Origin of the sequence: Verrucomicrobium sp. BvORR034, from assembly GCF_000739635.1 — a bacterium.
GTDB lineage: Bacteria > Verrucomicrobiota > Verrucomicrobiia > Verrucomicrobiales > Verrucomicrobiaceae > Verrucomicrobium.
The window spans coordinates 13275-36568 of the sequence record NZ_BATQ01000129.1 but is presented as its reverse complement, the minus strand read 5'-3'; the positions used below and the strand labels follow the sequence as shown (position 1 = coordinate 36568).

25 protein-coding genes and 1 pseudogene are annotated in these 23294 nt (G+C 58.8%); 11 read left to right on the top strand and 15 right to left on the bottom strand.

Annotation, left to right across the window (positions count from 1 at the left end; all coding sequences use genetic code 11):
- A pseudogene (locus BV034_RS21585) lies at positions 1 to 920 on the top strand (hypothetical protein); the annotation flags it as partial.
- A gap of 204 nt (positions 921 to 1124) precedes the next feature.
- Here BV034_RS21585 and BV034_RS21580 read toward each other — a convergent pair.
- A complete protein-coding gene (locus BV034_RS21580; RefSeq protein ID WP_050029050.1) occupies positions 1125 to 1745 on the bottom strand; it encodes a hypothetical protein in 621 nt (206 codons plus the stop codon).
- 131 nt (positions 1746 to 1876) lie between these two features.
- Between BV034_RS21580 and BV034_RS21575 the strand changes: the two genes are divergently transcribed.
- Genes BV034_RS21575 through BV034_RS21565 form a run of 3 tightly spaced genes read left to right on the top strand, consistent with a single transcriptional unit; the run spans position 1877 to position 3853 of the window.
- Positions 1877 to 2416: a hypothetical protein gene (locus tag BV034_RS21575; RefSeq protein WP_050029049.1), complete on the top strand. Its 540-nt coding sequence runs from the start codon at positions 1877 to 1879 to the stop codon at positions 2414 to 2416.
- A gap of 32 nt (positions 2417 to 2448) precedes the next feature.
- Positions 2449 to 3345: an RNA polymerase sigma factor SigJ gene (gene sigJ / locus BV034_RS21570; RefSeq protein ID WP_050029048.1), complete on the top strand. Its 897-nt coding sequence runs from the start codon at positions 2449 to 2451 to the stop codon at positions 3343 to 3345.
- Positions 3329 to 3853 (top strand): hypothetical protein, encoded by a 525-nt coding sequence (locus BV034_RS21565; RefSeq protein ID WP_050029047.1) that lies wholly within the window; start codon positions 3329 to 3331, stop codon positions 3851 to 3853. Before sigJ ends, BV034_RS21565 begins: the two co-directional genes overlap by 17 nt.
- A gap of 40 nt (positions 3854 to 3893) precedes the next feature.
- On the opposite strand, the gene BV034_RS21560 is transcribed toward BV034_RS21565, so the two are convergent.
- The 6 genes from BV034_RS21560 to BV034_RS21535 all read right to left on the bottom strand — a co-directional run bounded on the left by BV034_RS21560 (position 3894) and on the right by BV034_RS21535 (position 8740).
- Positions 3894 to 5018 carry an acyltransferase gene (locus BV034_RS21560; RefSeq protein WP_050029046.1) on the bottom strand — a complete coding sequence of 375 codons (1125 nt, stop codon included), beginning with the start codon at positions 5016 to 5018 and terminating at the stop codon, positions 3894 to 3896.
- A gap of 212 nt (positions 5019 to 5230) precedes the next feature.
- Positions 5231 to 6334 (bottom strand): type IV pilus twitching motility protein PilT, encoded by a 1104-nt coding sequence (locus BV034_RS21555; protein WP_038167204.1) that lies wholly within the window; start codon positions 6332 to 6334, stop codon positions 5231 to 5233.
- A gap of 72 nt (positions 6335 to 6406) precedes the next feature.
- On the bottom strand, positions 6407 to 7540 hold the full coding sequence (locus BV034_RS21550) for a type IV pilus twitching motility protein PilT (RefSeq protein ID WP_265593299.1): 1134 nt from the start codon (positions 7538 to 7540) through the stop codon (positions 6407 to 6409).
- Positions 7537 to 7938 carry a hypothetical protein gene (locus BV034_RS21545; RefSeq protein WP_050029045.1) on the bottom strand — a complete coding sequence of 134 codons (402 nt, stop codon included), beginning with the start codon at positions 7936 to 7938 and terminating at the stop codon, positions 7537 to 7539. Before BV034_RS21545 ends, BV034_RS21550 begins: the two co-directional genes overlap by 4 nt.
- The gene (locus tag BV034_RS21540; RefSeq protein ID WP_050029044.1) at positions 7908 to 8318 is read right to left on the bottom strand and encodes a phage holin family protein; all 411 of its coding nucleotides are present in this window, start codon (positions 8316 to 8318) and stop codon (positions 7908 to 7910) included. The genes BV034_RS21545 and BV034_RS21540 overlap by 31 nt, the downstream gene beginning before the upstream one ends.
- Positions 8319 to 8392: 74 nt before the next feature.
- Entirely contained in the window at positions 8393 to 8740 is a 348-nt protein-coding gene (locus BV034_RS21535; protein WP_050029043.1) for a DUF883 family protein, read from the bottom strand.
- Between the two features lie 196 nt (positions 8741 to 8936).
- On the opposite strand from BV034_RS21535, the gene asnB reads away from it, so the two are divergent.
- On the top strand, positions 8937 to 10871 hold the full coding sequence (gene asnB, locus BV034_RS21530; RefSeq protein WP_050029042.1) for an asparagine synthase (glutamine-hydrolyzing): 1935 nt from the start codon (positions 8937 to 8939) through the stop codon (positions 10869 to 10871).
- A 10-nt stretch (positions 10872 to 10881) separates the two neighbouring features.
- Here the strand turns inward: asnB and BV034_RS21525 are convergent, their stop codons facing one another.
- Entirely contained in the window at positions 10882 to 11379 is a 498-nt protein-coding gene (locus BV034_RS21525) for a hypothetical protein (protein ID WP_050029041.1), read from the bottom strand.
- A 218-nt stretch (positions 11380 to 11597) separates the two neighbouring features.
- On the opposite strand from BV034_RS21525, the gene BV034_RS21520 reads away from it, so the two are divergent.
- The gene (locus BV034_RS21520) at positions 11598 to 13415 is read left to right on the top strand and encodes a DUF1549 domain-containing protein (protein WP_265593298.1); all 1818 of its coding nucleotides are present in this window, start codon (positions 11598 to 11600) and stop codon (positions 13413 to 13415) included.
- 13 nt (positions 13416 to 13428) lie between these two features.
- On the opposite strand, the gene BV034_RS21515 is transcribed toward BV034_RS21520, so the two are convergent.
- The 3 genes from BV034_RS21515 to BV034_RS21505 all read right to left on the bottom strand — a co-directional run bounded on the left by BV034_RS21515 (position 13429) and on the right by BV034_RS21505 (position 15575).
- Positions 13429 to 13794 (bottom strand): hypothetical protein, encoded by a 366-nt coding sequence (locus tag BV034_RS21515; protein ID WP_050029039.1) that lies wholly within the window; start codon positions 13792 to 13794, stop codon positions 13429 to 13431.
- A 3-nt stretch (positions 13795 to 13797) separates the two neighbouring features.
- On the bottom strand, positions 13798 to 14319 hold the full coding sequence (locus BV034_RS21510) for a hypothetical protein (RefSeq protein ID WP_050029038.1): 522 nt from the start codon (positions 14317 to 14319) through the stop codon (positions 13798 to 13800).
- Positions 14320 to 14417: 98 nt separating this feature from the next.
- Positions 14418 to 15575 (bottom strand): Gfo/Idh/MocA family oxidoreductase, encoded by a 1158-nt coding sequence (locus BV034_RS21505; RefSeq protein WP_050029037.1) that lies wholly within the window; start codon positions 15573 to 15575, stop codon positions 14418 to 14420.
- A gap of 244 nt (positions 15576 to 15819) precedes the next feature.
- On the opposite strand from BV034_RS21505, the gene galE reads away from it, so the two are divergent.
- From galE to BV034_RS21480, 5 genes are all read left to right on the top strand, one after another.
- Positions 15820 to 16836 carry a UDP-glucose 4-epimerase GalE gene (galE, locus tag BV034_RS21500; protein ID WP_050029036.1) on the top strand — a complete coding sequence of 339 codons (1017 nt, stop codon included), beginning with the start codon at positions 15820 to 15822 and terminating at the stop codon, positions 16834 to 16836.
- A gap of 48 nt (positions 16837 to 16884) precedes the next feature.
- Complete coding sequence (locus BV034_RS21495) at positions 16885 to 17757, top strand: hypothetical protein (RefSeq protein WP_265593297.1); 873 nt, start codon at positions 16885 to 16887, stop codon at positions 17755 to 17757.
- A gap of 317 nt (positions 17758 to 18074) precedes the next feature.
- On the top strand, positions 18075 to 18815 hold the full coding sequence (locus BV034_RS21490; RefSeq protein WP_081888000.1) for an SDR family NAD(P)-dependent oxidoreductase: 741 nt from the start codon (positions 18075 to 18077) through the stop codon (positions 18813 to 18815).
- A gap of 256 nt (positions 18816 to 19071) precedes the next feature.
- The gene (locus BV034_RS36310) at positions 19072 to 19290 is read left to right on the top strand and encodes a hypothetical protein (protein WP_050029033.1); all 219 of its coding nucleotides are present in this window, start codon (positions 19072 to 19074) and stop codon (positions 19288 to 19290) included.
- An 8-nt stretch (positions 19291 to 19298) separates the two neighbouring features.
- Complete coding sequence (locus BV034_RS21480; RefSeq protein WP_050029032.1) at positions 19299 to 20009, top strand: SDR family NAD(P)-dependent oxidoreductase; 711 nt, start codon at positions 19299 to 19301, stop codon at positions 20007 to 20009.
- Between the two features lie 611 nt (positions 20010 to 20620).
- Here the strand turns inward: BV034_RS21480 and BV034_RS21470 are convergent.
- The 4 genes from BV034_RS21470 to glp form a co-directional block, all read right to left on the bottom strand.
- A complete protein-coding gene (locus tag BV034_RS21470) occupies positions 20621 to 21178 on the bottom strand; it encodes a hypothetical protein (protein ID WP_050029030.1) in 558 nt (185 codons plus the stop codon).
- Between the two features lie 3 nt (positions 21179 to 21181).
- A complete protein-coding gene (locus BV034_RS21465) occupies positions 21182 to 21523 on the bottom strand; it encodes a DUF6717 family protein (protein ID WP_050029029.1) in 342 nt (113 codons plus the stop codon).
- Positions 21524 to 21613: 90 nt separating this feature from the next.
- Entirely contained in the window at positions 21614 to 22042 is a 429-nt protein-coding gene (locus BV034_RS21460) for a hypothetical protein (RefSeq protein WP_050029028.1), read from the bottom strand.
- Positions 22043 to 22076: 34 nt separating this feature from the next.
- The gene (gene glp / locus BV034_RS21455; protein WP_050029027.1) at positions 22077 to 23294 is read right to left on the bottom strand and encodes a gephyrin-like molybdotransferase Glp; all 1218 of its coding nucleotides are present in this window, start codon (positions 23292 to 23294) and stop codon (positions 22077 to 22079) included.

Here is a 23294-nt window from a genome sequence, read left to right as displayed (position 1 = left end):
GTTGCGATCTGGGAATGATCCAGCTCACGCGAGGCGACTATCTGGCCGCGCTCGATTCCTTCCTGGCGGTGAACATGTGGGACGACGCAGCCTATGTGGCGGAGCGAGTGCTGACGACCAAGGAACTGCTCGGCTACGTCGCCGAACACTTCCCTGAGATACCCAAGCCGAAAGACCCGGACAACTACAGCGAAGGGGAAGCAAAGCAGCATGACGAAGCCACCCGGATCCGCTCGCTGCTGGGGCGGCGTCTGATGCGGGAAGATCGCTATGCCGAAGCCCGCCCCTACCTTCCAGAGAATCAATGGCCCAACCATGACCGCTACGTGGCGGCACTAAAGGTGGCGACCAATGAGAAGGCTGCCAAGCAGGAGAGCGCCCGCGCTTTGTTCACGGCGGCCTGGGTGGCCCGCTATCACGGCATGGAACTGATGGGGACAGAGGGCGGCCCTGATTCCAGCTCTACGAATGGGGACTTCATCTCACCCAACACGGCCATGGAACGCCTGACTGGACAGAAGCAGAAGATCGGTTATTCTGATGACGAAGAAGAGCAAGACTTCAAGCCCGGGCCTGCGAGTCTGGTTGTGCCGGTGAGCCCGGATGAGAAGAAGCGCCTCGCGAGCACCAAACTCAATCCGGAAAAGCGTTATCACTACCGCCACGTGGCCGCAGGTCTGGCCTGGAAGGCGGCAGGCTTGCTGCCCGACCAGTCAGAAATTACCGCCGATGTGCTGAACACGGCGGGAGGGTGGCTCAAAGGGCGCTACCCCAAGGAGGCGGATCGTTTCATCCAGGCCATCGAACGGCGGTGCTACAAGACCGAGATCGGCAAAGAGGCAGGCAAGAAGCACTGGTTCGTGGAAATGGAAGGACCCTGGAGCAAGGAGGAGGCGGCGGTGGATCCGGTGCCGCAGTAGTCGGTGCGTCGGTGCGTCGGTGCGTCGGTGCGACCAAGCTTCCATGGTTGAATCCACGGCTCATGGGCAGCGTCTTCAGTTGGACAGGGGAGTGCAGTTGGTGTCGCGTGCTGCAAGATATCATGGCCGCAGCCGCGAGAAATGCGCAGAGCGGAAGTGAGAGGTGACGAGTGCGAAGCATGACTGAGGGCGAGAGGGGAATGGTCACTGATCCGATTCGGAATTCAAAGACTTCTCCTGTGGGGGCAGGGCGGTCGGAATTCCTGCCCGAATGAGGATGGCATTGAAGCGTTCGTTTTGATTTCGATCGTAGTGGTCAGACGAGAGATAGATGGTTCCGACTTGGACGGAGTTCTCGTAGATCTCAGCCGAGGCGCATTCGTAGCAGATGAGCAGGTCATGCACCTTGCCATTCTCCACCGCGCGTATTCCGTGTCGGGGGCTGAAACAGGCATAGACGGCACCGGACCAATGTTTGCCGGATTTGTCCAGGTCCGCGACGATGGCCTTGATGTCGGATGTGATGGGAGTTGCCACTTTTCCGAGAATGGGATGGTCGTAAAACAGCTCGGGAACATTTGGGGCGCTCACGACGGGATCAGAGGGCGAGTCAGCAAACACCAGTTTGGGAGACAGGGAGAAGAGCGTCCACTCGGTTGCTTTGTAAAACGGAAGCAACTGCTCGGACTTGTACGACAACTCCGGACGAAAGACGTATGGGGTCCAGCGCACGAAGTACAGTCCGGCTGTCAGGATGAAGCCCAAGATGCAGCCGATGGCAATGATGCTTCTGCGGAGCCAGCGGCGGAAACCAGGCTTGTTCATGGAGAAATTCGAAGTGTACAGAATTCTTTATGTTGGGGAAAGCGCTTGAAGCGCGGGCGAAAGAAGCTTTCCAAAAGAAAAGTGTGGGCAGTCGGTCACACTTTTCCTCCCGGTCTCGTCATAGGGACGTTATGAACGACACGCAAAACACCACCGACCGTATCAACGCATCCCGCAACTCCATCCGCGCCTTTGGGCGGCAGTATGACTACGACGTCAGCTACCTGGACGAGCTTATGGACGTTTCCCCGGAAGCCTTTTTGGCGTTTCAAGGGGCCATGGGCATGAGTCAATACCACAAGGTGGCCCCACTGGATCTCCTGACCATCGCCAAACTCACGGCTTCCCGTTCTGAAGACTGTGGGCCGTGCACGCTGCTCGGCGTGAAAATGGCTCGTGAGGCCGGAGTGCCTGAGGCGGTCATTCAGGGAGCCTTGCGCGGTGGCAGGGGGCTGAGCGCGGAACACCTTGAGGTGCACCAGTATGCCCAGGCAGTGGCGACGAATGAGGCGCTGGATCCTGATCTCCTGACTCGCCTGGAACAGCGGTTGGGCAAAGAGGTCATCGCAGAACTGGCGCTTGCCATTGTGGCGGCCAAAATCTATCCCACTCTCAAACGCGGTCTTGGTCACGCCTCCAGTTGCTCATTGATCCCCGAACTGGCTGCCTGACGCAATCCATCCTCAACTTCGCTCTCGCTATCATGAAAAGCCTGGACCCTCATGTGGACGCCTTTGAATCACATCGCAGCCTTCTTACCGGGGTGGCGTACCGCATGCTGGGCTCCGTGACTGACGCGGAAGACATGGTGCAGGAGGCGTGGCTGCGTTGGAGGAGCGTGGACGTGGGAACGGTGGCGGTGCCGCGCAGTTGGCTGCTCACCGTGGTGAGCCGGCTGTGTCTGGACAGGCTGAAGTCAGCCCAGGTGCAACGGGAGCAGTACTTTGGCACCTGGCTGCCTGAACCCCTAGTGGGCAGTGTCGAGCCTCACCAGACGGCCCAGGTTGATGAGAGCGTTTCCATCGCCCTGCTCCTCGTACTGGAGAAACTTTCACCGGTGGAACGGGCGGGGTTCCTCCTTCACGAAGTGTTTGGTCACACCTTTGATGAGATCAGCGAGATCTTGGGCAAGCCCACCGTGAACTGCCGGAAACTGGTGTCTCGCGCCAGAGAAAGAGTGCGGGCAGACAAGCCACGCTTCACTGCCACCCATGGGGAGCATGAGGAACTGCTGAAGCGTTTCCTCACGGCATGCAGGGCAGGTGAGATGGAACCGCTGATGAATCTTCTGGGTGAAGACGCAGCATTTCACTCCGATGGAGGCGGCAAAGCTCAAGCTGTGGCCGTGGTCATGCACGGCCGCGACAAGATTGCCCGCTTCTTTTTGGGAGTTATGCGTGGCAGCGAGGCGGGTGATGTTGGATATGAGGTCCGGGAAACAACCTTTAATGGCGTGCCCGGCGTCCTGTTATTCTCGGAAGGCCGGCTGGCGACAGCTCTTGCCCTAGAGGTGCATGAAGGCAAGATCTCGGCAATCTTTGCTCATCGGAATCCAGACAAGCTCAAATGGTTTTCCGAGGTTGATGAGCCTGGCTTGTAGCTTGCGATCAGGTGTTTTACAGGCAGATCACCGGGTGGTTCCTCTGTCGAGCAGTTTTCGCTACTGGCTTCTGTATGTTGGCCAAAAGCTTTTTGCTTTCTTCGTGGCCGTCGGGGGGAGTGCTACAGTGATTGGGGGCATTGCAGAAAGGATTGGAAGAGGGGAGCCATGGCTGATTGTTCTCATCACTGGATGCTTTTTCATGGCGGCTTTTTTGGGCATAGCTTTCTGCCACATCAGGTTTATGCGCAAGTTCGCCAGTTGGGCTGAACTTGATCCTCAGGCGGCGAGGATAAAAATTCGCCATGAAGGTCGTTCGAGTGATGAGCCGGTATCGGACCTCGTAAAGGTGGGTTACATCCGGTTCGGTGCCATGGGATATGTAGAAATGACCTTCCGATCAGGTCAAATCTACAGAATCGTCCTAGATTTTTTTGACGAACTGGATGTCAAACGATGGGGCGTGAAAACATGGTGGGAAGGGAAAACTGCTTGCGCAAGGCTGTAGGCCAAGAGGGCGGTGCCGCCCGATTTCGAGGATGGGCAAGTCAAGCTGAGTGAGGAACTCTCCGTTGCCGCCACCGATCCAGCCTGTTTTCGACCAAGGAGGCCAGTGCGGCTGCGAGGAGGATGGACACCACGATACAGATTCCAGTGAACAGCAGATGCCCTTGTGTTGTGGCGCTGAGCGTCTTCTTGAATCCCAGTTGATCTCCAATCCTGATGACGCTGACATGGACGAGGTAGACTGGATAGGACAGACTCCCCAGCCATCGATCCCAACCCAATTTACTGGTCTGCGAGAACAATGCAGGCAGCGTCACGATGGTCAGGAGGTAGAGCATCATTTCCGAGCCAGTGTAGCTGATGGAAGTGGCAGGGCTAAAGCCCACTATCAGCAATACAAGAAGCAGGACGAGGGTGAAGTGGGCCCATCGCGGCAAGATATTCATACGGGGACGGAGGACGTGATAGGCAACCATCCCACCCAGGAAGTAGCCCATCTGCATGAGGCCCATGAAGTCTGTCGCAACGGTCGAAACGTTCGCAGGGAGCCAGTGGTAGCTGGATATGGCAAACCCCGTTATCAACAGCCAGAGACCGACAAGCCAGTGTGGTCGGAGACGGTTGAGGAACGGCGCCAGCGCATAGAACAGCAGTTCGCAGGAGATGGTCCACATTTGCCCCATGGGGAATGGCTTCCATCCGCGGAATTCTCCTGGACCAGCGGAGCCATGATAGAACTCCAGCGTCGCGTCCTTGGTGATGGTAAACAAGAACATAAGATCCACTCCAATGGAGGAGATCTGGCTCACAACATAGGCACTAACGACGCCCCATTTCCCATGCTCCACGAGAAATTGAAACGCCGGCAGCCACGGAGAGTCTTCGGGGGACCTTCCCAACGATGAGAACGCCAGCGTCACGATGATTTCCAAAGCCAGCACAATCCAGAACGGCGGGAAAATCCTCAGGGCGCGGTTTGAATAGAACAGCCACTTCCTCCGATCTCCCTCGTGGTATTTTTCCGAGAGGATCATGGCCATGTAGAAGCCCGAGATGATAAAGAAAATCCGGACCGCATGTTTGCCACCGATACAGGGGAGCAGGCCACTTGCACTGGTGTGTGCAACGATGACCACACAAGCCAGAAAGAGACGAAGGGTGCCCATGACGAATGCGAAAAGCAGGGCTGATGCAGGTTTCCGCCTGTCCCCAAGTGTCCCTGACAGCGAAAAGGTCCCAGGTCAAGTGTGTGGAGCAACTCCGATGGCTTTGTTTTGTCATTCAGGCATCCTTCTGCAGACAAAAAAACACCCCTGACCTTGCCGGTCAGGGGTGTCTGTGAAGTCAGGAAGGGGAGCCCGGGCGTATCGGGCCCGGCTTACTTGTTTGCCTCAGCGCCTGAGGCCACCGCCACGGCAGCTTCGTCTGGCGGCAGGAAGGCTTTGAAGCGGTTCTTGTCGATGGCCTTCATATAAGCCTCCATGGGGCTGATGTAGCCGTCGCGGAGCTTTTCCCAGATGGCTTCGTCCATGAACTGCATGCCCTGAGCCTTGCCGCCGATGATGACGTCATAGAGCTTTTGGGTGGCGCCTTCACGGATGATGGCACCCACGGCTGGCGTGGAGACCATGATCTCATTCACGGCGGCACGACCTTTGCCGTCGGCCTTTTTCACCAGCAGCTGGGCCACCACTCCGCGGAGGGAGGCGGCAAGCATGGTGCGCACCTGGCTCTGCTGGTCAGCGGGGAACACGTCCACAATACGGTCGCAGGTCTTGCGAGCGTTGTTGGTGTGCAGGGTGCCGAAGACGAGCAGACCCGTTTCTGCGGCCGTCAGAGCGAGGGAGATGGTTTCATAGTCTCGCATTTCCCCCACCAGCACGATGTCGGCGTCTTCACGGAGGGCGGCACGGAGACCGTCGGAGAAGGTCGGAGTCTGGATGGGCACTTCACGCTGGGTGATGATGCTCTTCTTGTTCCGGTGCACGAATTCGATCGGCTCCTCAACCGTGATGATGTGCCGGTTGAAGTTGGAATTGATGTAGTCGATCAGCGCGGCCAGCGTGGTGGACTTGCCGGAACCCGTGGGGCCGGTGACCAGCACCAGACCGCTGCGCATGTGGCCAAACTCCTTCACCACCGGAGGAATGCCAAGCTGCTCCAGCGAGGCGATCTTGGTAGGAATGATACGGAAGACGGCACCGTAGCCGCTGATCTGGCGGAGGTAGTTGCAACGGAAGCGGGAGTCCGCGTCCATTTCATAGGCGAAGTCAAGGTCGCCCCGTTCCCGGTAGCGTTCCCAGGCGCGAGGCTCGCAGATCTCACGCATCATGGTTTCCATGTATGCTTCCGTGAGAATCTCGTCGGCGATCGGCTTGATGCTGCCGTGCACGCGAACCTTGGCCGGCTGGCCCTGGGTGAGGTGAAGATCCGAACCGCCCAGCTCGATGAGGCGGCGGAAGTAGTCGTCAATGATGGGCATGGTGGAAAAAGAAAAAAGGAATCGTTAGGAGGGTGGTGGGAGCAGGCGGTGGTGCGCCCCGGTCACGTTCACTCAGCTTTCGAGGAACTTCTTCATGCTCATCTTGTCATCGGCGCGGCCGAAGCACTCGTCACGGGAGATGTAGCCCTGGGAGTACAGCGTCTTCAGTGAGTCATCCATGGTGACCATGCCGACGGATTTACCGGTCTGCATGATGCCGGGCAGCATGAAGGTCTTGCCTTCACGAATGCAGTTCGCCACGGCAGGGGTGTTCACCAGGATTTCCAGGGCCATGATGCGGCCCTGGCCGTCCTGCCGGGGGATCAGCTGCTGCGAAATGATGCCACGCAGGGACTCGCTCACCATGATGCGGATCTGGTCGCGCTGGTCGGAGGGGAACACGTCCAGCACACGGTCCAGGGTACGAGGTGCGTTGCCGGTGTGCAGGGTTCCGAGCACCAAGTGACCCGTTTCTGCAGCCGTGATGGCCAGTGAAATGGTCTCAAGGTCACGCATTTCACCCACCATGATGACATCCGGGTCTTCACGGAGGGCACCACGAAGGGCGGCGGCGAAACTTTGCGTATGGGACCCTACTTCACGTTGGTTGACGTGGCAGCCCTTGGCTGCAAACACGAATTCGATCGGGTCTTCCAGGGTGATGATGTGGTCCTCACGTTCCTTGTTCACCTCATCCACGAGGGCGGCAAGGGTGGTGGACTTGCCGGAGCCGGTGGCCCCGGTCACCAACACCAGGCCGTTGTGATAGCGGGTCAACGTGCGACAGGTTTCCGGGAGGGCGAGATCCTCAATGGAACGGATGCTCGTGCTGATGACGCGGAAAACCATGTCAATGCCCAGGCGCTGCTGCACTACAGAGCAGCGGAACCGGCCGTAGTTTGGAGAGTAGGCGAAATCCACGTCTCCGCGCTTCTCCAGGGTCTTGATGTGACCGTCGGTGAGGAAGGAGTAAGCCAGGCGTTGGGCCTCCTCGGCTGTGATGAGGGAGGCGTTGTTCCAGATGGGCTGAAGGGTGCCATATCGGCGCCACATCGGCGGGGAGCCCGTGGCGAGGTGAAGATCGGAACAGTCGTACTGCTGGGCAAGCTGCAGGTACTCGTCCACGGACGAAAGCGTGGCCACCTTGGGAGCTTCTTCTTCCACGGCGACGGCGACGGCAACGGCTTCTTCTTGGTCTTGACTCATTCGAAATTTTCTTGCTTCGGGGGTGACTGGAATCGGGACAAATATTGGAGAGCTACCGGCATCAAATGTTGGGCGGCGAGGCCGAACAACGGTTCGCGCGCCAAATTCCAAATATTTGACAATAGAAAGCTGGCGAGCGTGCGTTTTCTAGCGGGTTTTGCAGAAGTGTCACGACTATTCTGCCGGGAGCCAAAAATCATTCGAGTGGCAATAAATCCTGCAACGGCGGCACTGATTATTACGGCCAGCCGATGCTTCTCGACGCTCTGCTGAATCAGGTGTCTGGGGTGCCACTGTTCCCGCACTTGAGCGATCTCGCCCCCGAGGGAGGCGCGGGCAAGATCCAGAGAGTGAATCACTTGCGCTTTTAGCGCTTTCCTGTCTGTCGGGCCAGCCATGCGCGGTCTTTCTTGAATTCGTTGAGGGTGTCTGCAAACCAGCGCATGGAGGAGAGGCGCTTGGACATGGCCAGGAGGAAGATGAAGGCCACAAAGAGGTTGCCGCCGCCGACGACCATGGCCGCTTTGAGCCAGTGCCAGCCGGATTGCTCCACGAGGAAGCCGATCAGGGCTGCCACCACGAGCCCCCAACCAGTGAGCGCGGTGATGCCGCCAATGATGGCAAACACCACAGTGCGCAACACCTGCTGGACTGCCTCCTGGGCTTCAATCGTCAGCAGGACGCTGCGGGCTTCCAGATAGGCCGCCAGAGATGAGGAGAGTCCCTCCTGAGAATGGGGGGAGGCGGAAGGTTTGGATACCGGCGGGGCCGTGTCCATGCAGGAGTGGAAAGGGACGTAAAGAACCGTCCGGCAGACCATCCTGCCGGAACTGAAAAGATTGCGCCTGAAGGTCAGCGCTTGAAGATGGCTCCGAGCACAAATCCCACCCCAAAGGCGGTTAGCAGGGCCTGGAGAGGCTTCTCACGGGCAAACTTTTCTGCTTCGGCGGTGAAATCCTTGGCCTGAGTGCGAGCTCCATCCCACGCTTTGCCAGCGTAGTCCTTGAACTCGGCGGCTTTTTCGCCTGCGGCTTCCTTGAAATGTTGGGCCTGATTCTCGGCCACGGAGCGAAACTCCTCTGCCTTGGCCGCAGCGGCTGCACGCAGCTCCTCGGCAGCTTTCAAGGCGCTCGCCTTGGCGGCGGCAAAGGGATCGCTGCCAGGTGCAGCGCCGAAGGTGTCGTTTGGCAGATCACTCATGGTCAAAAGGGTGGAAGATTGAGTGTAAAAAATCGTGTTGAGGGATTCAACTACAAGATGCCCGTGAAGCGAGGAAAACTTGTTTTACTTTGATACGGGCCGGACAGCCCCGCTGGCCCCTTGTTTCCATTTGCCCGGTGCGAGAGGGCTGGCATACTCCGCGCTTCCCTTTCACCCTCCCTTCCTTCGCAACAACATGTGTGGCATCTACGGTTTCGCCGGTTTCAAAGAAGAAAATTTGCTCGACCGGATGGGAAGGATCATTCACCACCGGGGCCCGGACGGCCAGGGGCGGTATGAGGCTCCGGACGGGATGCCTTTCAGCATGGGGATGCAGCGCCTCTCCATCATCGATCTGGAGGGGGGCTGGCAGCCGGTGTACAACGAGGACTCCACCGTGGCAGTCTGCTACAACGGAGAGACCTACAACTACGTCGAGCTGCGCCAGGAGCTCATTGCCAAAGGGCACGCCTTCCGCACCCACAGCGACACGGAGTGCATCGTGCATGGGTATGAAGAATGGGGGATCGAGGGGCTCCTGCACCGGATGAACGGCATGTTCGCCTTCTGCCTGTATGATGCGCGGAAGCGGGAGTTTTTCATCGCCAGGGATCGCTGCGGGCAGAAGCCGCTTTATTACCATCATGCCAAGGGACGATTCCTTTTTGGCAGTGAGGCCAAGTCACTCCTGGAGAGCGAGCACGTCAGCGCGGAGCCGAATCTGGACGCGATCGATCCCTACCTGACACTCCGGAACGTGCCGGAGCCCCAGACGATGTTCAAGGGCATCTATATCCTGCCCACCAGTCACTACCTGCACTACAAGCTGGCGAACAACTCGCTGGAAATCCAGCGGTACTGGGAGGTGCCGCTTCTCGACGCCCGCACCGCCACCTACAAGAGCGAGGGTGAGTACTTTGAAGCGCTGGAGGAGGTCTTCAATGATGCGGTGCGACTCTGCATGCGCAGTGACGTACCGGTGGGTGCCTACCTGAGCGCTGGGGTGGATTCATCCCTCACGGTAGCGGCGATGACGAAGCATTCGTCCAACATCAACACCTACTCGGTGGGCTTCAATTCACCAGTGGATGAGACCCCTGCCGCTCGTGAAACGGCGGCGTTTCTGGGCACCAAGCACCACGAAATCATCTGCCAGCCGGAAGACTTTGACCTGCTGCCCAAGATCGTGTGGCACATGGACCGCCCGGTGGGCGATGCCTTGCTGATTGCCTTCTACAAGCTGGCCCAGGGGGCAAGCAAAGACCTGAAGGTGGTCTTGGGCGGCGAGGGAGCCGACGAGGCCTTTGCCGGCTATTCATTCCAGGGCGTGATCACCAAAGTGGAGAAGATGCGCCGCAAAATCCCCGGGGTCACCAGTCTGGCGGCTCCCATCTTTGCGGCGACTCCTGCGAGCTTGCTGAACAAATTCTTCAAGTTTCCCGCGGATCTGGGCAGCCAGGGGAAGAAGCGGGTGGTGGAGTTCCTGGCTGGATACACGCGCCGGGATCTGAACCACAACTTCAACGCCCTGCGGACCCTGTGGAGCCATGATGAGCGCCATGACGTCTATGCAGACAGCTACAAGCGGCTGGCCACTGATGCCTGGATGGCGAAAGAGAAGGAGAAGGACAAGGGCGGGCCCTTCCTGGATCGTCTCCTGAAGCTCCAATATGACGAATGGCTTCAGGATTGGGCGTTGATCCGGCAGGACAAGAACACCATGGCCCACAGTCTGGAGTACCGCCTGCCTTTCCTGGACCATCGCTTGATCGAGCTGGCTTTCACCATGCCTGCGGAGATGAAGATCAACAACGGCACGGACAAGTACATCGAGCGGAAGCTGGCAGACAAGATCTTCCCCGTCCATATCGCCCGGCGGGCCAAGATCCCGTTCTACCTGCCCGTGGAATATTTCCTCGACAAGCCGCAGTTCCGCAATCTGGTGGCGGAGACGCTGAACGAGACGGCGGTGAAACGCCGTGGTTACTTCGAACCAGCCAAGGTCAAGGCCCTGGTGGAGAACATGAACCGCACCCGGGAGTTTGTCTTCTGCAAGCAGGTGGTCTCACTGGTGATCCTCGAACTCTGGCACCAGGTGTTTGTGGACAAGGCATTCTCGTTCGGACGCTGAGAAAGCCCTTCTATTTGCGCGAAACTTCCTCGAACTCAGACACCACCGCCGCCCAGGTGTTTTTGTCGGCGTCGAACTGCCACAGCGTGGCTTTCAGTCTGGCCTTGCCAGACTTCCGGCCGATGAGCTTCCACGCTGTCAGGGGAGGGTAAGGTTCTTTGAGGTTGGCAGGCGGAAAGAAGGTGAACAGGCCAGTGCCACGGATCTCGAGGAGCTCGGTGTTTTTGGCTTTGGGATCCTTCTTCAAAACGGCCGCGAAGGGGAGCTTGGATTCCGGCGTGTCTTCATCATCCTGACCGTAGATTTCAAGGGTCCCGGATGCAAATTCGTTGGCCTCGTCGAACTGACGAAAAACCACCCGGTAAGTGTTCTTTAGTCCGCCAATCTCCAACACCATGGCCGGGGGCTCTGCGGCGTGGAGGGGAGGGGCTACGATCGTGGCAAGGCTGACAAGGACCAGCGCCGGCAGGAGGATGAGGCGCGTCAGGTGGGACAAGAGGCTGCTCATGGCATAGCATGCGAGGCGGATGGGGTGGCAGCAAGCAGGATGATGAAAAAATCCCGGGAATAAGACGAGGTGCGTCATTTGGTCGTCTGACACGGTCTGCTCGCAAGCCCGTCCTAAGACATCCGACTTCGCATTCGTTTAGGTGATGCGGTTGTGTTTCTCTATTGGATTACCCTATGCGCTCTTCCTTGGTTACTCTCTTGATGGCGCTTCTGGCCATGTCGGGCCCGACAGATCTCCATGCCAGCGTGCCGGGGATCATGCTCGCGGCACAGTCTGGCTCGTTCCCGATGACGCCGGATGCCGTGGCGGGCCGGATTGATCAGGCGATCCTGCAAATGGAAGGGGACATCTGGCGGCAACAAAACGAGAAGGTCGCGCCAGGCCAGCGCAAGCCGTTGCAAATGCCACCACAAGTGTCAGACGAGGTCTTCATCCGACGAGCTTATCTGGATCTGCACGCCCGATTGCCGGATGCCGCCACGGTGCGGGCGTTTCTGGTCAGCACCCATCCACAGAAACGTCACGTGTTGGTGGATCGGTTGCTGACGGATCCCATGTCCGGAGCCCGGCGGTTTCTTAGACTGGCGGACATGTTGCGGGTTAAGGATGCCGTCTTGGGGTACCCCATGAGGAGCTATGTGGAATGGCTGAGGGCGGCTGCCGCAAGTGACATGGCGTACGATAAAATGGTTCGGGCGCTGCTGACTTCGTCAGGCGAGATCGGCAAGGTGCCAGCGGCAGGATTCCTGATGACGGATGGCGGCCATATGGAGGTGACCATGCAGGAGATCATGCGGGTGTTCCTGGATGAGAACATTCAATGCGCCACCTGTCATGATCATCCCTTCACTGACACCACCCAGATGCAATATTATCAGCTGGCGGCGTGTCTTACGGGGGTGGAGTTGACCAAAGGGGTGCCCGGTGCAGTGCGTCCAGCGCGCTTGTGGCCGGTGGGCGGATCCGTGCTGACCCCGGACAGCCCTGTGATTCCGGGTGAGCAACTCATGACCCAACCCGCCAAGACGCGGGTGCCGATTTTCCTCCCCAATGACTACCTTTACCGCGATGGCAAACCGGGAGATGCAGTGAAGCCAGGGCTGCCAGTCTGGACTCCAAAGGGGATGGGAGTACCCAGGCCCTTTTTGCCAGCGGCGGGCAGGAATGGCGAGGTGGCTGTGGAGCTGGCAGATTGGGTGATCGGGAGTACCCGTTTTGCAGAAGTGGCGGTGTTGCGGACGTGGCAGGAGCTTTTTGGGCTCCCTGCGCAGGCCGCTGATGTTTGGATCAAGGAAGACTTCGCCACGGGGAAAACAGCGGTGGAGGTTTATCAGTCCCGATCCTGTGAAGGGGCGGGACCGCGGACTCAGTCGGGCGGCTATATGGGATACGGCAATCGTTTTGGCACGTTTGTCGGGGATTCTGCCAACGAACCCCACAAGCGCTTTACGCAAGTGTTGGCAGCGGAGTTGGTGCGGATGAAGTACGACCTGCGGGAGTTCGAGAGGGCGCTGTGCCACACTCAGGCCTATCAACGTCAGGCGCAGGTGGTCGCACTGGGGGAGCCTGGCTACGCCTTTTCCCCTGCCTTCCGCCGACTGCCTGCGGAGACGATTTGGAACAACCTGGTGCTGGTGCAGACGGATGGAGCGGCGGTCGGCAAAGCCCTGCTGAGCCACGAGCTGCCTCAAGTGCCAGACAGCGAGCATCCCTCCCGCGCTCTCGGGCGGGCCGATCGGGCCTGGGGGGACGATTCGCTGCGGACGATCACTCATCGTCTGGTGCAGACGCTGATGACGGGAGATACGGTAAAGCAGGCGAGTGCCAAGGACGGCCCGCTGGTGCAGCGGCTCAAGAACACGCAGCCTGGAGATCTTGCTGTGGAGGAGGCCTTCCTGGCTGTGCTGGGCCGCCCGCCCACACACGTGGAGAAGATGAAGACTCTGGACTACTGCCTGGAGAACCTGGGAACCGGGTGGAGTGACACGGTGTGGTCACTGCTCAACACGAGCGAGTTTGTCTTCCAGTACTAAGACGCGCTGATGCTCAGGCATCCGGGTGATTCATGGCATGGGCATACTCGGGGTAGAGTCTGCGGACGCAATCGGGGCAGATGCTGTGAGAGAACTCCGCTTCAGTGTGCCGCTGGACGTAGGATTCAATCTTCTCCCAATGGCCATGTCCGTCGTGGATGCTCTTGCAGGAAGCACAGATGGGCAGCATCCCACGCAAGACTTTGATCTCGGCGAGTCGTGCGGTGAGTTCGGCCTCGGAATCAGCAAGTTCTTCCTCGAGGCGCTGGCTGTTGACGAGGAGAAAGGCGATTCCCATGCCCATTTCTCCAAGGATGGCCCCGAGCACGTAGGGGGCATGGAAGCCAGGCGCTTCGAAAAGGCCGGCCTCAGGATGCATGCACTACAAGACGGCCCGGATGAGCATGACAACGGCAAACACCGCCATCATAAAGGAAATAGCGCGGTACAAGGCTGGGCGTCGTGTGCCAGCATGCCGGAGGAATTCCCAGGCCATCTTGAGACAGACACCCGCGACGGCCAGGCTGATGACGAGATTCCGCAAGCTGATGCTGGGCTCTGCAAAATAGAACCACGCCAGGGCTCCGGTGACGGCGGGAATGAGGAGATAATAGGCGCGGCTTGCCGGGACACCGCGCAGGAATCGCAAGGTGGCTTCCAGGCGAAGGACTGCCGTGAGCACGAAGAGCGCATTCCCCAGGAGGATGCTGAGAGCTTCGTGGCCAGACAGGCGGGCCAGGAGCGCAATATAGCCGCAGATGGCCACCACATTGCCTGCCAGCCAGTAGTCAAAACCGGCATAGGTTTTGAGATGAATCCGGCAGAACAGCAACACCAGAGCGACAAAACTCACCATGCCGACATGGCAGACTGCGATCGTCTTGAGGTCGAGACCTTCGAGCATGGAGTGATGGGTTGGGGGAATTAAGGGAAGCAAAAGGGGCGGTGACCGTGCTCTGCGGTCACCGCCCCCACATCACTGATACGCGCGAAACGAACCGCCTAGCGGAAGCTCTTGGCGAAGTCGTCCGAGGACGCCTTGGCGACCACCTTCGTCTTTTGGAAGGTGCTGTTTTCGGACTTGTCCTTGAGGATGGCCTCGTAGTCGCTGGCGGCCATGGGCAGCTCGATGGTAGCGTCCTTCCACGTGGAAAGGAGAATCGCATTGGCCAGCTCGACGCTGCGGATGCCTTCCTCTGCAGGGGAGAGAAGTTTCTCACCTTTCAAGATGGCAGCGGCGAAGTTCTGAAGGATCTCCACGTGCTGGCCACCAGCATTGTCCACGGGGATGTCCATGTGCCAGCTTTCGGGCATGGCGAACGCGGCTTCTGCGGTCATGCAGAATTCGCTCATGGGTTGGCGGTTGCGCTGGAAGTGGATGTGCGTGCCGTCTTTGACGGTCAGGCGGCCCTTCTCGGCGGAGATCTCGAGCACGTTGCGTCCCGGGGCTTCCCCAGTGGAGGTGACGAAGGTGGCGGTGGTGCCGTTGTCGTACTGAAGCACCGCGGTGACGTCGTCCTCCACCTCGATTTCATGGAACCGGCCGAACTGGCAGAAGCCACGGACGCGCTGGGGCATGCCGAAGAGCCACTGGAAGAGGTCCAGGTTGTGGGGGCACTGGTTCATGAGGACGCCGCCGCCTTCCCCCTTCCAGGTGCCGCGCCAGCCACCGGTGGCGTAGTAGTAGTTTGTGCGGAACCAGTTGGTGACTTCCCAGTGGACGCGGCGCACTTCACCCAGTTCACCGCTGTCGATCAGGTCCTTCACCTTCTTGAACACCGCGTTGGTGCGCATGTTGAACATGGCGGCGAAGATCTTCTTCTTGTCCGTGTGGGCGGCGATCAGGCGTTCGCAGTCCGCCTTGTGCACGGAGATGGGCTTTTCCACCAGGACGTGGAGGCCCGTTTTCAGCGCCTCGATGCCGATGGAGGTGTGGGAATAGTGCGGGGTGCAGATGAGGATGGCGTCAATCTTGCCACTGTGGATCATGGCGTTGACGTCGGTGTAGGCGCTTTCACCCTCCAGCAGCTTCGGCAGGGAGCCGACGCTTTCACAGAGGCAGGTGACACGCAGGCCCTCCACCTTGCCTGCACGTATATTCGCAAGGTGAGCCTTGCCCATGTTTCCGAGTCCAACGATGCCGAGTCTAACAGTATCCATGGGCGGCGAGGGTAGAGGGAAAGGGCGGGGGGTCAAGGAGAGTTGCTCTTTCGTGGTGTGTGCCGGACAAATTCCCCGGCTCCCGGAGCGCGTATTTGGCTAAAAGCGCCACAAAATGAGACATTTGTGCCTCATTTTGAGATTTTTGGATTCCTTGGATAATTTGGCAACAAGGGTACTTCCAACTGCAATCCCGTTGCAGGTGTCCGTTGCATTTGCGTGGGGGGCGTGCTGAGTTGGCTCAATGCAAAAAACGGGCACTCTTCTCATTACCGGTGGCGCGGGCTACATCGGCTCCCATACCGTGAAGCATCTGTTGAAACAGGGTGAAAAGGTCGTGGTGGTGGACAACATGGTCTTCGGTCATCGCGAGGCCCTCGATCTGGACCGGGTGACGCTGGTGGAAGGGGATCTGGGAGATGCCGAGCTGATGGATCGGGTGTTCGCCGAGCATCAACCCGAAGCGGTCTTGCACTTTGCCGCCTACGCCTTCGTTGGAGAGTCCGTGGAACAGCCTCTGAAGTACTACCAGAACAACGTGACGGCTCCCCTGGCACTGTTGGAGGCGATGAAGAAGCATGGCACCCGCCGGTTCATCTTTTCCTCCACCTGCGCGACCTACGGGAATCCGCAGTACATGCCGATGGACGAGAATCACCCGCAGGTGCCGGTGAATCCCTACGGGGCAAGCAAGTTGATGCTGGAGCGCATTCTGCTGGACTGTGGCGTGGCCTGGGGCCTGCAGAGCGTATTCCTCCGCTACTTCAACGCCAGTGGCGGCGACCTGGAAGGGGAAATCGGGGAGGACCACACGCCGGAGACACACCTCATCCCCCGCATTCTCATGGCTGCCAAAGGGGAGATCGAGCACATCACCGTGTTTGGGACGGACTATGCGACGTCGGATGGCACCTGCATCCGTGACTACATTCATGTGAACGATCTGGCACGTGCCCACGCGCTGGCATTGAATCATCTGCGAAACGGCGGGGAAACCACGGCCGTGAACTTGGGCACGGGGCGCGGGTTCAGCGTCCGGGAGATACTGGCCACGGCAGAAGCGGTCACTGGGCGTCCCATCCCGGTGTCCTATGGCCCGCGTCGGGCAGGGGATCCGCCGGAGCTTGTGGCGAATCCGGCGAAGGCCAAGGAGGTTCTGGGCTGGGAGGCGGAGTACAAAGATCCGCGCCAGCACATTGAATCTGCGTGGAAATGGATCGCAGGACCCCGGGGTGGACGTTATAGGAGCAGTGGGCAATAATAGATTTTTAATCGCAACAAAGAGAGTGTGCCCGGTATGCCGTCTCCCATGAGCGCCGTCAGCAAGAGCCAGCGCAAACGCCGCAAACTGCTCAAAGAGCAGAGTGAGGCCAAGCTGCGCATCAAGGAGCTGCAAGACGCAGCGGGGATGCCCCGGGGTAAATCGGCGATCATCAGTGTGGAGCAGGACGACGGAGAGGAGTTGCCGGCGTGGCGGAAACGCAAGGCCGTCATGGGTGTGCTACTGCTGCCCGTGTGCCTGCTTGCCTCTGTGATTTTCATGGAGTTGCTCTTCAACGCCGCGGTGGACAAGGCTTTCTGGAAGTCTGAAGGCTTCTGGTTCTTTGCCTTCGGCAGTGTCTTCTGGCTGAGTCTTGGCTGGGTGAACCTGCAGCCAGCGGTGGCTTACGTCTTTGCCCACGAGATGACTCATGTCATCACGGCCCGCCTGAGCGGAGGAGAGGTGCATGGGATGCACGTTGAGGAGTCCGGCGGGTACGTGGAAACAGATGCGTCGAACACGCTGGTCACGCTTTCACCGTACATGGTGCCTTTTTATACGGTGGTGGTTTTTGCGCTGTACGGTTTCTTCTGCCTCTTTGTGGACATGCACCGGCCAGTGACGATCCCGCTCATTGTCTGGTCCATGGAGTTCAAGTGGATCTGGATCTTCTACTGGCTGGTCGGCTTGACCTGGTGTTTTCACATCACCTTCACCCTTCAGGTGCTGCGAACCGAGCAGAGTGATCTGTTGCTCAACGGGGAGTTCTTCTCCATGATGCTGATATTCCTGGCCAACATTGCTCTGCTCGGGGCGCTGTTCATCAGTGCCTCACCCACCTTGGGATGGCAGGATGTCTGGGAGGATGCGAGGAATATCGTGATCACCCTTTGGGGGTGGATGAAGGGTATGGCGACGTGAGCGAGGGCGGCGGGCGGTGCATGATCCGACCGCTACAACTCCTTCGGAGTAAAAGTTCAGCTCTCGCACCCCCAAACGTAGACTCGCTGAAAGCCCGTCAACGTGGGGCTTGTGGCCGCATCCTCTTCGAGGAAGAGCTTCGAATCGCCACTCCGCTACCACACTCATACGAATTGGAGCATGGGCGGCCATTCGTCCGGGTCCTTGGGCCGTTCAGCCGGGTGGGTTGCCGTTCCACCCATTCTTGCGGTGACGATCCTGGCCTGCGGTAGTCTGCGGGGCAAACAACCCCCGAAAAAAGACCCCGCAAACCCCCCATGAAAAACATAGCCCTGGTAACCGGTGCCGGGTCCGAGCTTGGACGCGAAGTCGTTGGTGAACTGCTGACCCAGGGCTGGGGCGTCGTCGCTGCCTGCAAAGATGGCGACGGCGTCCCGATGGGGCGTCAGGGGATGCTGGCAGTGAATCTGGACATCTCCCGCCATGCCACGGTGGTGGAGGCGGTCGCGAAGGGGTTGTCAGAATTCGGCCGGATCGACTGTCTCATCAACATCCCCGAGATCGACGAGGATCTGCTGGAGCGCGGTGACTTCACGCGAGGCATCCAGGCGGTGTTTCAGACAGGAGTGGCCGCCGGGCTCAATGCCACCCTGGCGCTGGTGCCGTTGTTCCGACACCAGGGATTTGGCGCGGTCGTCCAGGTAATAGTTCAGCAACATGGCCCTCCTGGTCCTTTGAGTTCAGCCTGGGAAGTCGTCCGGTGCGTGGGTGAACGCATGGCTGATCTCGTGAAGTCTGCGCCCCGTGGGTTGAATGTCGCGGTGGGACTGGCGGAACTTGACTGGAATGAATCCTGGGCCCGACGTGTTTCCCAGCCCTTCAATTTCTCCCAACAACCAACACCCCATCCCCGGCGGGAGGCGGTCGGCAACATTGTCACGGAAGCCTGCCGCGCCCTCACGGAGGCTCGTACTGCCTTCCGCCGGGGATCTGCTTTGACTCCTGCCCAGTATCGATGGTTGGAGAGCTGGAAGAATGCGGCAACGAGCGCGGTGTAGCCGCATCGTCTGCTGCAATTGTTTAATGCACTCGGCGGGCAGTCTCCCTTCGAAAAGGTTTCGTGGATCGCCATCGGTGCTGCAATGGCGCTTGTGTGCCGGGCGGGAAATCTCAGTCTATGTCGGGAGACCTGCCCTGCATGGTTTCAAATAACCCCAAAAAGTATGCATCATCTTAAAACTATCGGACTTTGTCTGTTGTTCGCAGGCGTCGCGGTCCTGCTCCCATCGTGCGTGATTCCTTACGATTCCCATCATGAACATGGGCACGGGCGTGGGCATGGCCATGGTCGTGGACATCACAATCATGATGATGACCATGACCATGACCATCATCATCATGGCAAGGGCAGGGACCGTGATCGGGATAGGGACCGTGGTCCCTGGCGCTATTGATCACTTAGCCATGCGCTCATCCAGCACGAAGCCGCCTGAGCATCAAGTGGCCGTGCTGGATGTTTCCCAAACCCTCTGAATTGTCCTATGATCAAAGTTTCTCCGCGTACCGCGGTGATAGCTGGCGCATCTTCTGGCATTGGTCTCGCCTTGGCTCGCATGCTGGCATCGCGTGGTTTTCGGCTGGTTCTTTTGGCACGTCGGCGCGAGTTGCTGGAACAGATTGCTGACGAACTCCCTGGGGACGTGATCACGGAGGTGATGGATGTGGGCGATGTGAGTGCGCCAGAAGATTTCGCCAGGGTGCTTGATGAGCTGGGTACGGTGGATCAGATCTATTTGAGCGCGGGTACAGGACACCTCAATCCCGGTCTGGACTGGTCTCTGGAGGATGAGACTTTCCGGGTGAATGCGCTGGGCTTTGCGGGCATGGCGGCCGCCGCCTATCGTTTCTTTGAGCGGCAGGGTTCAGGGCACCTTGTGGGCATCACATCTATTGCCGCCCTGCTGGGCTCTGCTGAGGCTCCGGCTTACAATGCCTCCAAGGCTTGTGCCTCGCGCTACCTGGATGGGTTGCGCATGCGAGCCAGGGCCGCGAAGCTGCCGGTGTACGTCACAGATATTCTGCCTGGATTTGTGGACACCGCGATGATGAAGGCCGAGAAGCCTTTTTGGGTGGCCAGTCCAGAGAAGGCGGCTGCACAGATCATTTCGGCAGTGGACCGGAAGAATGGGCGGGCCTACGTGTCACGCCGCTGGGGCGTCGTTGCGTTGTTGCTTCGCCTGCTGATGAAGTAGCTTGGTGGCCACGAAGGCGGTGACCATGCCGCCCACCGCCCAGCTGAGGCCTAGCAGCAAATGACATAGGAAGTGCTCTGCGTAGGTTTCGTCAGCGAGATACCAGGGCGCTGGTAATATTGCGGACCAACTCAAGGGAAAGAGCAGGCTTGAGACAGTGGTTCCGGCCATGCAGGCTTTGGCTGTAATTCTAAAGTTTTTAGTGCTGAGACGGGCTGCGAGTCGGTTAAAACAAACGCCTGTAAAGCCCGTGAAACTGATCATGGCGCATCACTTGTATGGAATGCCTGTGAGACTCTGCGCCGGATTGAAATATTGTATGCCGGGAACGCATCGCCATACTGCCGGGGTGCCAAACCGGGTATCCATTGTGGAAATAACGGAGAGAGGGGCGGCAACCAAGATCAGAATCAACAGTCCTTCCAGAATGCAGAAGAGGCAGCGTTCGACTGATCGAGTGATGATGGCGGGAGCGATGATCAGGATAGTGGGAACCAGGAGGGCAAACGCAGAGCACCCTGCCGCGACAGCAAGCAATCCCATGATGAATGCTGTGCGGACGGGATCCCGGAAGGAGGAAGCCGTAGGAGGGTTCATTCGAAGTGACTGGGCTATTCGCGAAGCGACTGGAGGTATCGTTCGTTTTCGGCGATGGATCCAGTAAGGTGCGCCATCAGTGACTCGCCGTCTTCATCAAGGATGTCGGATACCACCCAAGCTTTGTCGTTCTTGTCGAGTATCAGCGTAACGGTCCAAGAGGAGGCGGGCTTTGCGTCGCCATACTCCAGATGAACAGGAACATTCATGCGTTCACGTCGCCATTGAGGTTTCCCGATGGCAAAGGTGCTGAATGATTCCGCGACACTGGTAAAAAGGTCACCTTCTTTGCTCCAGATGCCTTTGAGAATGGGGGGATTCGGATCGTTCCTGTGCTTGTGTTTGATCCCAGTGTGTTCCTGGTCGCGTTGAATCTCCACACGCTTGAAGAGTTGGAGCAGTTCTGAGCCCAGGTACGGGGATAGCCTGTTGAGCTCCTTGTTGTCTGGAGCGCCACGAACCTCCCACTTGTACAAGGCGTGGAAGAACCGCTTGGAAAACTGCGACGGTGTTTCTGCTCGGACCGATGCGCAGCAGATCAGGTAGAGGAGCAAAGGGAGGAGGCGGCTCATCGTTTACCGGGCTGAAACCTTGACGAAGAGTTCCTGGGGAGCGGATTCGAAGTACTTGAATAATGCAGGGCAGAGCCAGCCCTCCATGTTCCGCTCCGGCCAAGAGTACCAGTTGCCGCCGTACTCGGGTCTGTTCCAGGTGAAGCGGGCATTGAAGCCGGGAAAGGGATCGGGAGAGAAGATCAGCTTGAAGCCCTCGGCTGCGTTGGGAATGTCTGCCGTCAGGACGTCGATGATAGTATCGGCACCGCTAACGAACGGTTCCTGAGACAAGCCGACGCGTGGGTCATCAAAGACCCATATACCCTCGTACTTGTACGGGGCGATGGCGAAGAGAGAGTTCATGAGGGGATGTTTTTCCGACTATACATGGACCTAATGCGGAGCGGCCACTGGATTTTCGCGCAACCCCTGAAGAAAGCTGAAGAAGACCGATCAGAGCGCGGCGTAAGTGGCGCCCATTAGAATGAGGATTTGCTCCTTGATCGCTGGAGTACATCGGTCTTCCCGGAATCCTGGCCACCGCGGGCAGCGGGCTCGGAGATAGTCCCAAGATTCACGACAACGGGCGTAGTCCACACCTTCAATCTTTTCTCCATCGATGAGAAAAAGGCGGTACAAGAAGGGGTCCTGATAGCGGTCCGACTGACAATGGTGATGCGCCATCGTGAACTCCTCCCATGCTTCATCTGTCCACATGGGAGTGCCGCTGATCAACTCAATGAACGGGACGGCCTCCGCACTCCACTTGGCCTGACGGAAGGCTTGGACGGCAGCATGGGGAAGGAGGGGAGTTCTGGGACAACCGGTGAGGAGGCGGTGGTAGAGATCCGCCAGGGTATCGGTGATCAAGGTGGAGATCATGGCTCTACCGAAACTAGGCGTGGTCTGACCTCAATCAGGAGACGAGCAGCACCTGCCCGACGGAATCACCTTCGTTCAACACTTCGTCCGCCTCCATCCGTAGCAGTGCGTTGGCACGGCTGAGGCCAAAGAGAGCGTGAGACTGCTGGATTCCCTGGGGCGTGAACTGGCCGTTTTCATAGAACCCGCGCACATAGTGCGGGCGGTCTCCGGCATTGGAAAGGGTGGCGGCGAGCGTGGCACTGACCGTGGGGAGAACCAGGGACTTACCGGTGGCCCCCATGGCCTTGAGCAGGGCCGGTCTCACAAAAAGCATGAAGGTCACGAATGACGAGACCGGATTGCCGGGGAGTCCAAAGATGTGACAGACGCCGCCATCGGGGCGCTGGGCCCGAACAAAGAGGAGGGGTTTGCCGGGTTTCACCTTCACGCGCCAGAACTCCGCAGGATGGCCCAGCGCCTGGAGGGCAGGCTTGATGCAATCATGGTCTCCCACGGAGACACCACCGGATAGGATGAGGAAATCATGCGCAGCAATCAGTTCGTCGAGTGCGGCGGTGGTCACCGTCAGATCATCCGGCAGGTGTTGGCTCTGCACCTGAGTCGCTCCGACTTGTCTGACCAGACTCTCCAGCATTAGACTGTTGGAGTTGTAAAGCTGGCCGGGTTGCAGGGGCATTCCCGCTGGCACCAGTTCATCTCCAGTCGTCACGATGGCCACCTTGGCGGTTGGATGGACTAGAATGTCCTGCAGCCCTTGCGAAGCCAGGACCCCCAAGAGCGTGGGGGTGAGGAGCGTGCCCGCTTCAATGAGCTTTTGGCCCAAACAGAGATCTGAGCCTGCACGGCGGATGTTCTCACCGGGCTCAACCGGCTCCCGGCACACGATGTGGGGGCCTGAGGACGAGGGATGGACGTCCACGTCCTCCTGCATGATGACGGCATCCGCCCCTTCGGGAACGGGTGCGCCAGTGAAAATGCGAATGGCGGTCCCCGCGGAGAGTGTCAGGTTTCGGGTGGGGCCGGCGGGTTGTTCTGCGATCACCGGCAGAGGGGTGCTTGCCCGGGTGTCGACCGCGTGCACCGCGTAGCCGTCCATGGAGGAGTTGTCGAAGCCAGGCAGCGGCACCTTCGCGTGCTCCTGTCGCCCTGCATAGCTGCCGAGCAAGGTGGAGGTGAGGGGCTGGAGGGTGGGGGAGAGTGGTGTGACCATGGTCAGCACCCGCTCCAGGGCGGCCTGTTCAGAGAGCAT

Excerpts from the sequence above, each read along its gene's own strand:
- BV034_RS21580 (WP_050029050.1), bottom strand. The coding sequence starts at position 1,745 with ATGAACAAGCCTGGTTTCCGCCGCTGGCTCCGCAGAAGCATCATTGCC.
- BV034_RS21575 (WP_050029049.1), top strand. The coding sequence starts at position 1,877 with ATGAACGACACGCAAAACACCACCGACCGTATCAACGCATCCCGCAAC.
- sigJ (WP_050029048.1), top strand. The coding sequence starts at position 2,449 with ATGAAAAGCCTGGACCCTCATGTGGACGCCTTTGAATCACATCGCAGC.
- BV034_RS21565 (WP_050029047.1), top strand. The coding sequence starts at position 3,329 with ATGAGCCTGGCTTGTAGCTTGCGATCAGGTGTTTTACAGGCAGATCAC.
- BV034_RS21560 (WP_050029046.1), bottom strand. The coding sequence starts at position 5,018 with ATGGGCACCCTTCGTCTCTTTCTGGCTTGTGTGGTCATCGTTGCACAC.
- BV034_RS21555 (WP_038167204.1), bottom strand. The coding sequence starts at position 6,334 with ATGCCCATCATTGACGACTACTTCCGCCGCCTCATCGAGCTGGGCGGT.
- BV034_RS21550 (WP_265593299.1), bottom strand. The coding sequence starts at position 7,540 with ATGAGTCAAGACCAAGAAGAAGCCGTTGCCGTCGCCGTCGCCGTGGAA.
- BV034_RS21545 (WP_050029045.1), bottom strand. The coding sequence starts at position 7,938 with ATGGCTGGCCCGACAGACAGGAAAGCGCTAAAAGCGCAAGTGATTCAC.
- BV034_RS21540 (WP_050029044.1), bottom strand. The coding sequence starts at position 8,318 with ATGGACACGGCCCCGCCGGTATCCAAACCTTCCGCCTCCCCCCATTCT.
- BV034_RS21535 (WP_050029043.1), bottom strand. The coding sequence starts at position 8,740 with ATGAGTGATCTGCCAAACGACACCTTCGGCGCTGCACCTGGCAGCGAT.
- asnB (WP_050029042.1), top strand. The coding sequence starts at position 8,937 with ATGTGTGGCATCTACGGTTTCGCCGGTTTCAAAGAAGAAAATTTGCTC.
- BV034_RS21525 (WP_050029041.1), bottom strand. The coding sequence starts at position 11,379 with ATGAGCAGCCTCTTGTCCCACCTGACGCGCCTCATCCTCCTGCCGGCG.
- BV034_RS21520 (WP_265593298.1), top strand. The coding sequence starts at position 11,598 with ATGTCGGGCCCGACAGATCTCCATGCCAGCGTGCCGGGGATCATGCTC.
- BV034_RS21515 (WP_050029039.1), bottom strand. The coding sequence starts at position 13,794 with ATGCATCCTGAGGCCGGCCTTTTCGAAGCGCCTGGCTTCCATGCCCCC.
- BV034_RS21510 (WP_050029038.1), bottom strand. The coding sequence starts at position 14,319 with ATGCTCGAAGGTCTCGACCTCAAGACGATCGCAGTCTGCCATGTCGGC.
- BV034_RS21505 (WP_050029037.1), bottom strand. The coding sequence starts at position 15,575 with ATGGATACTGTTAGACTCGGCATCGTTGGACTCGGAAACATGGGCAAG.
- galE (WP_050029036.1), top strand. The coding sequence starts at position 15,820 with ATGCAAAAAACGGGCACTCTTCTCATTACCGGTGGCGCGGGCTACATC.
- BV034_RS21495 (WP_265593297.1), top strand. The coding sequence starts at position 16,885 with ATGAGCGCCGTCAGCAAGAGCCAGCGCAAACGCCGCAAACTGCTCAAA.
- BV034_RS21490 (WP_081888000.1), top strand. The coding sequence starts at position 18,075 with ATGAAAAACATAGCCCTGGTAACCGGTGCCGGGTCCGAGCTTGGACGC.
- BV034_RS36310 (WP_050029033.1), top strand. The coding sequence starts at position 19,072 with ATGAACATGGGCACGGGCGTGGGCATGGCCATGGTCGTGGACATCACA.
- BV034_RS21480 (WP_050029032.1), top strand. The coding sequence starts at position 19,299 with ATGATCAAAGTTTCTCCGCGTACCGCGGTGATAGCTGGCGCATCTTCT.
- BV034_RS21470 (WP_050029030.1), bottom strand. The coding sequence starts at position 21,178 with ATGAGCCGCCTCCTCCCTTTGCTCCTCTACCTGATCTGCTGCGCATCG.
- BV034_RS21465 (WP_050029029.1), bottom strand. The coding sequence starts at position 21,523 with ATGAACTCTCTCTTCGCCATCGCCCCGTACAAGTACGAGGGTATATGG.
- BV034_RS21460 (WP_050029028.1), bottom strand. The coding sequence starts at position 22,042 with ATGATCTCCACCTTGATCACCGATACCCTGGCGGATCTCTACCACCGC.
- glp (WP_050029027.1), bottom strand. The coding sequence starts at position 23,294 with ATGCTCTCTGAACAGGCCGCCCTGGAGCGGGTGCTGACCATGGTCACA.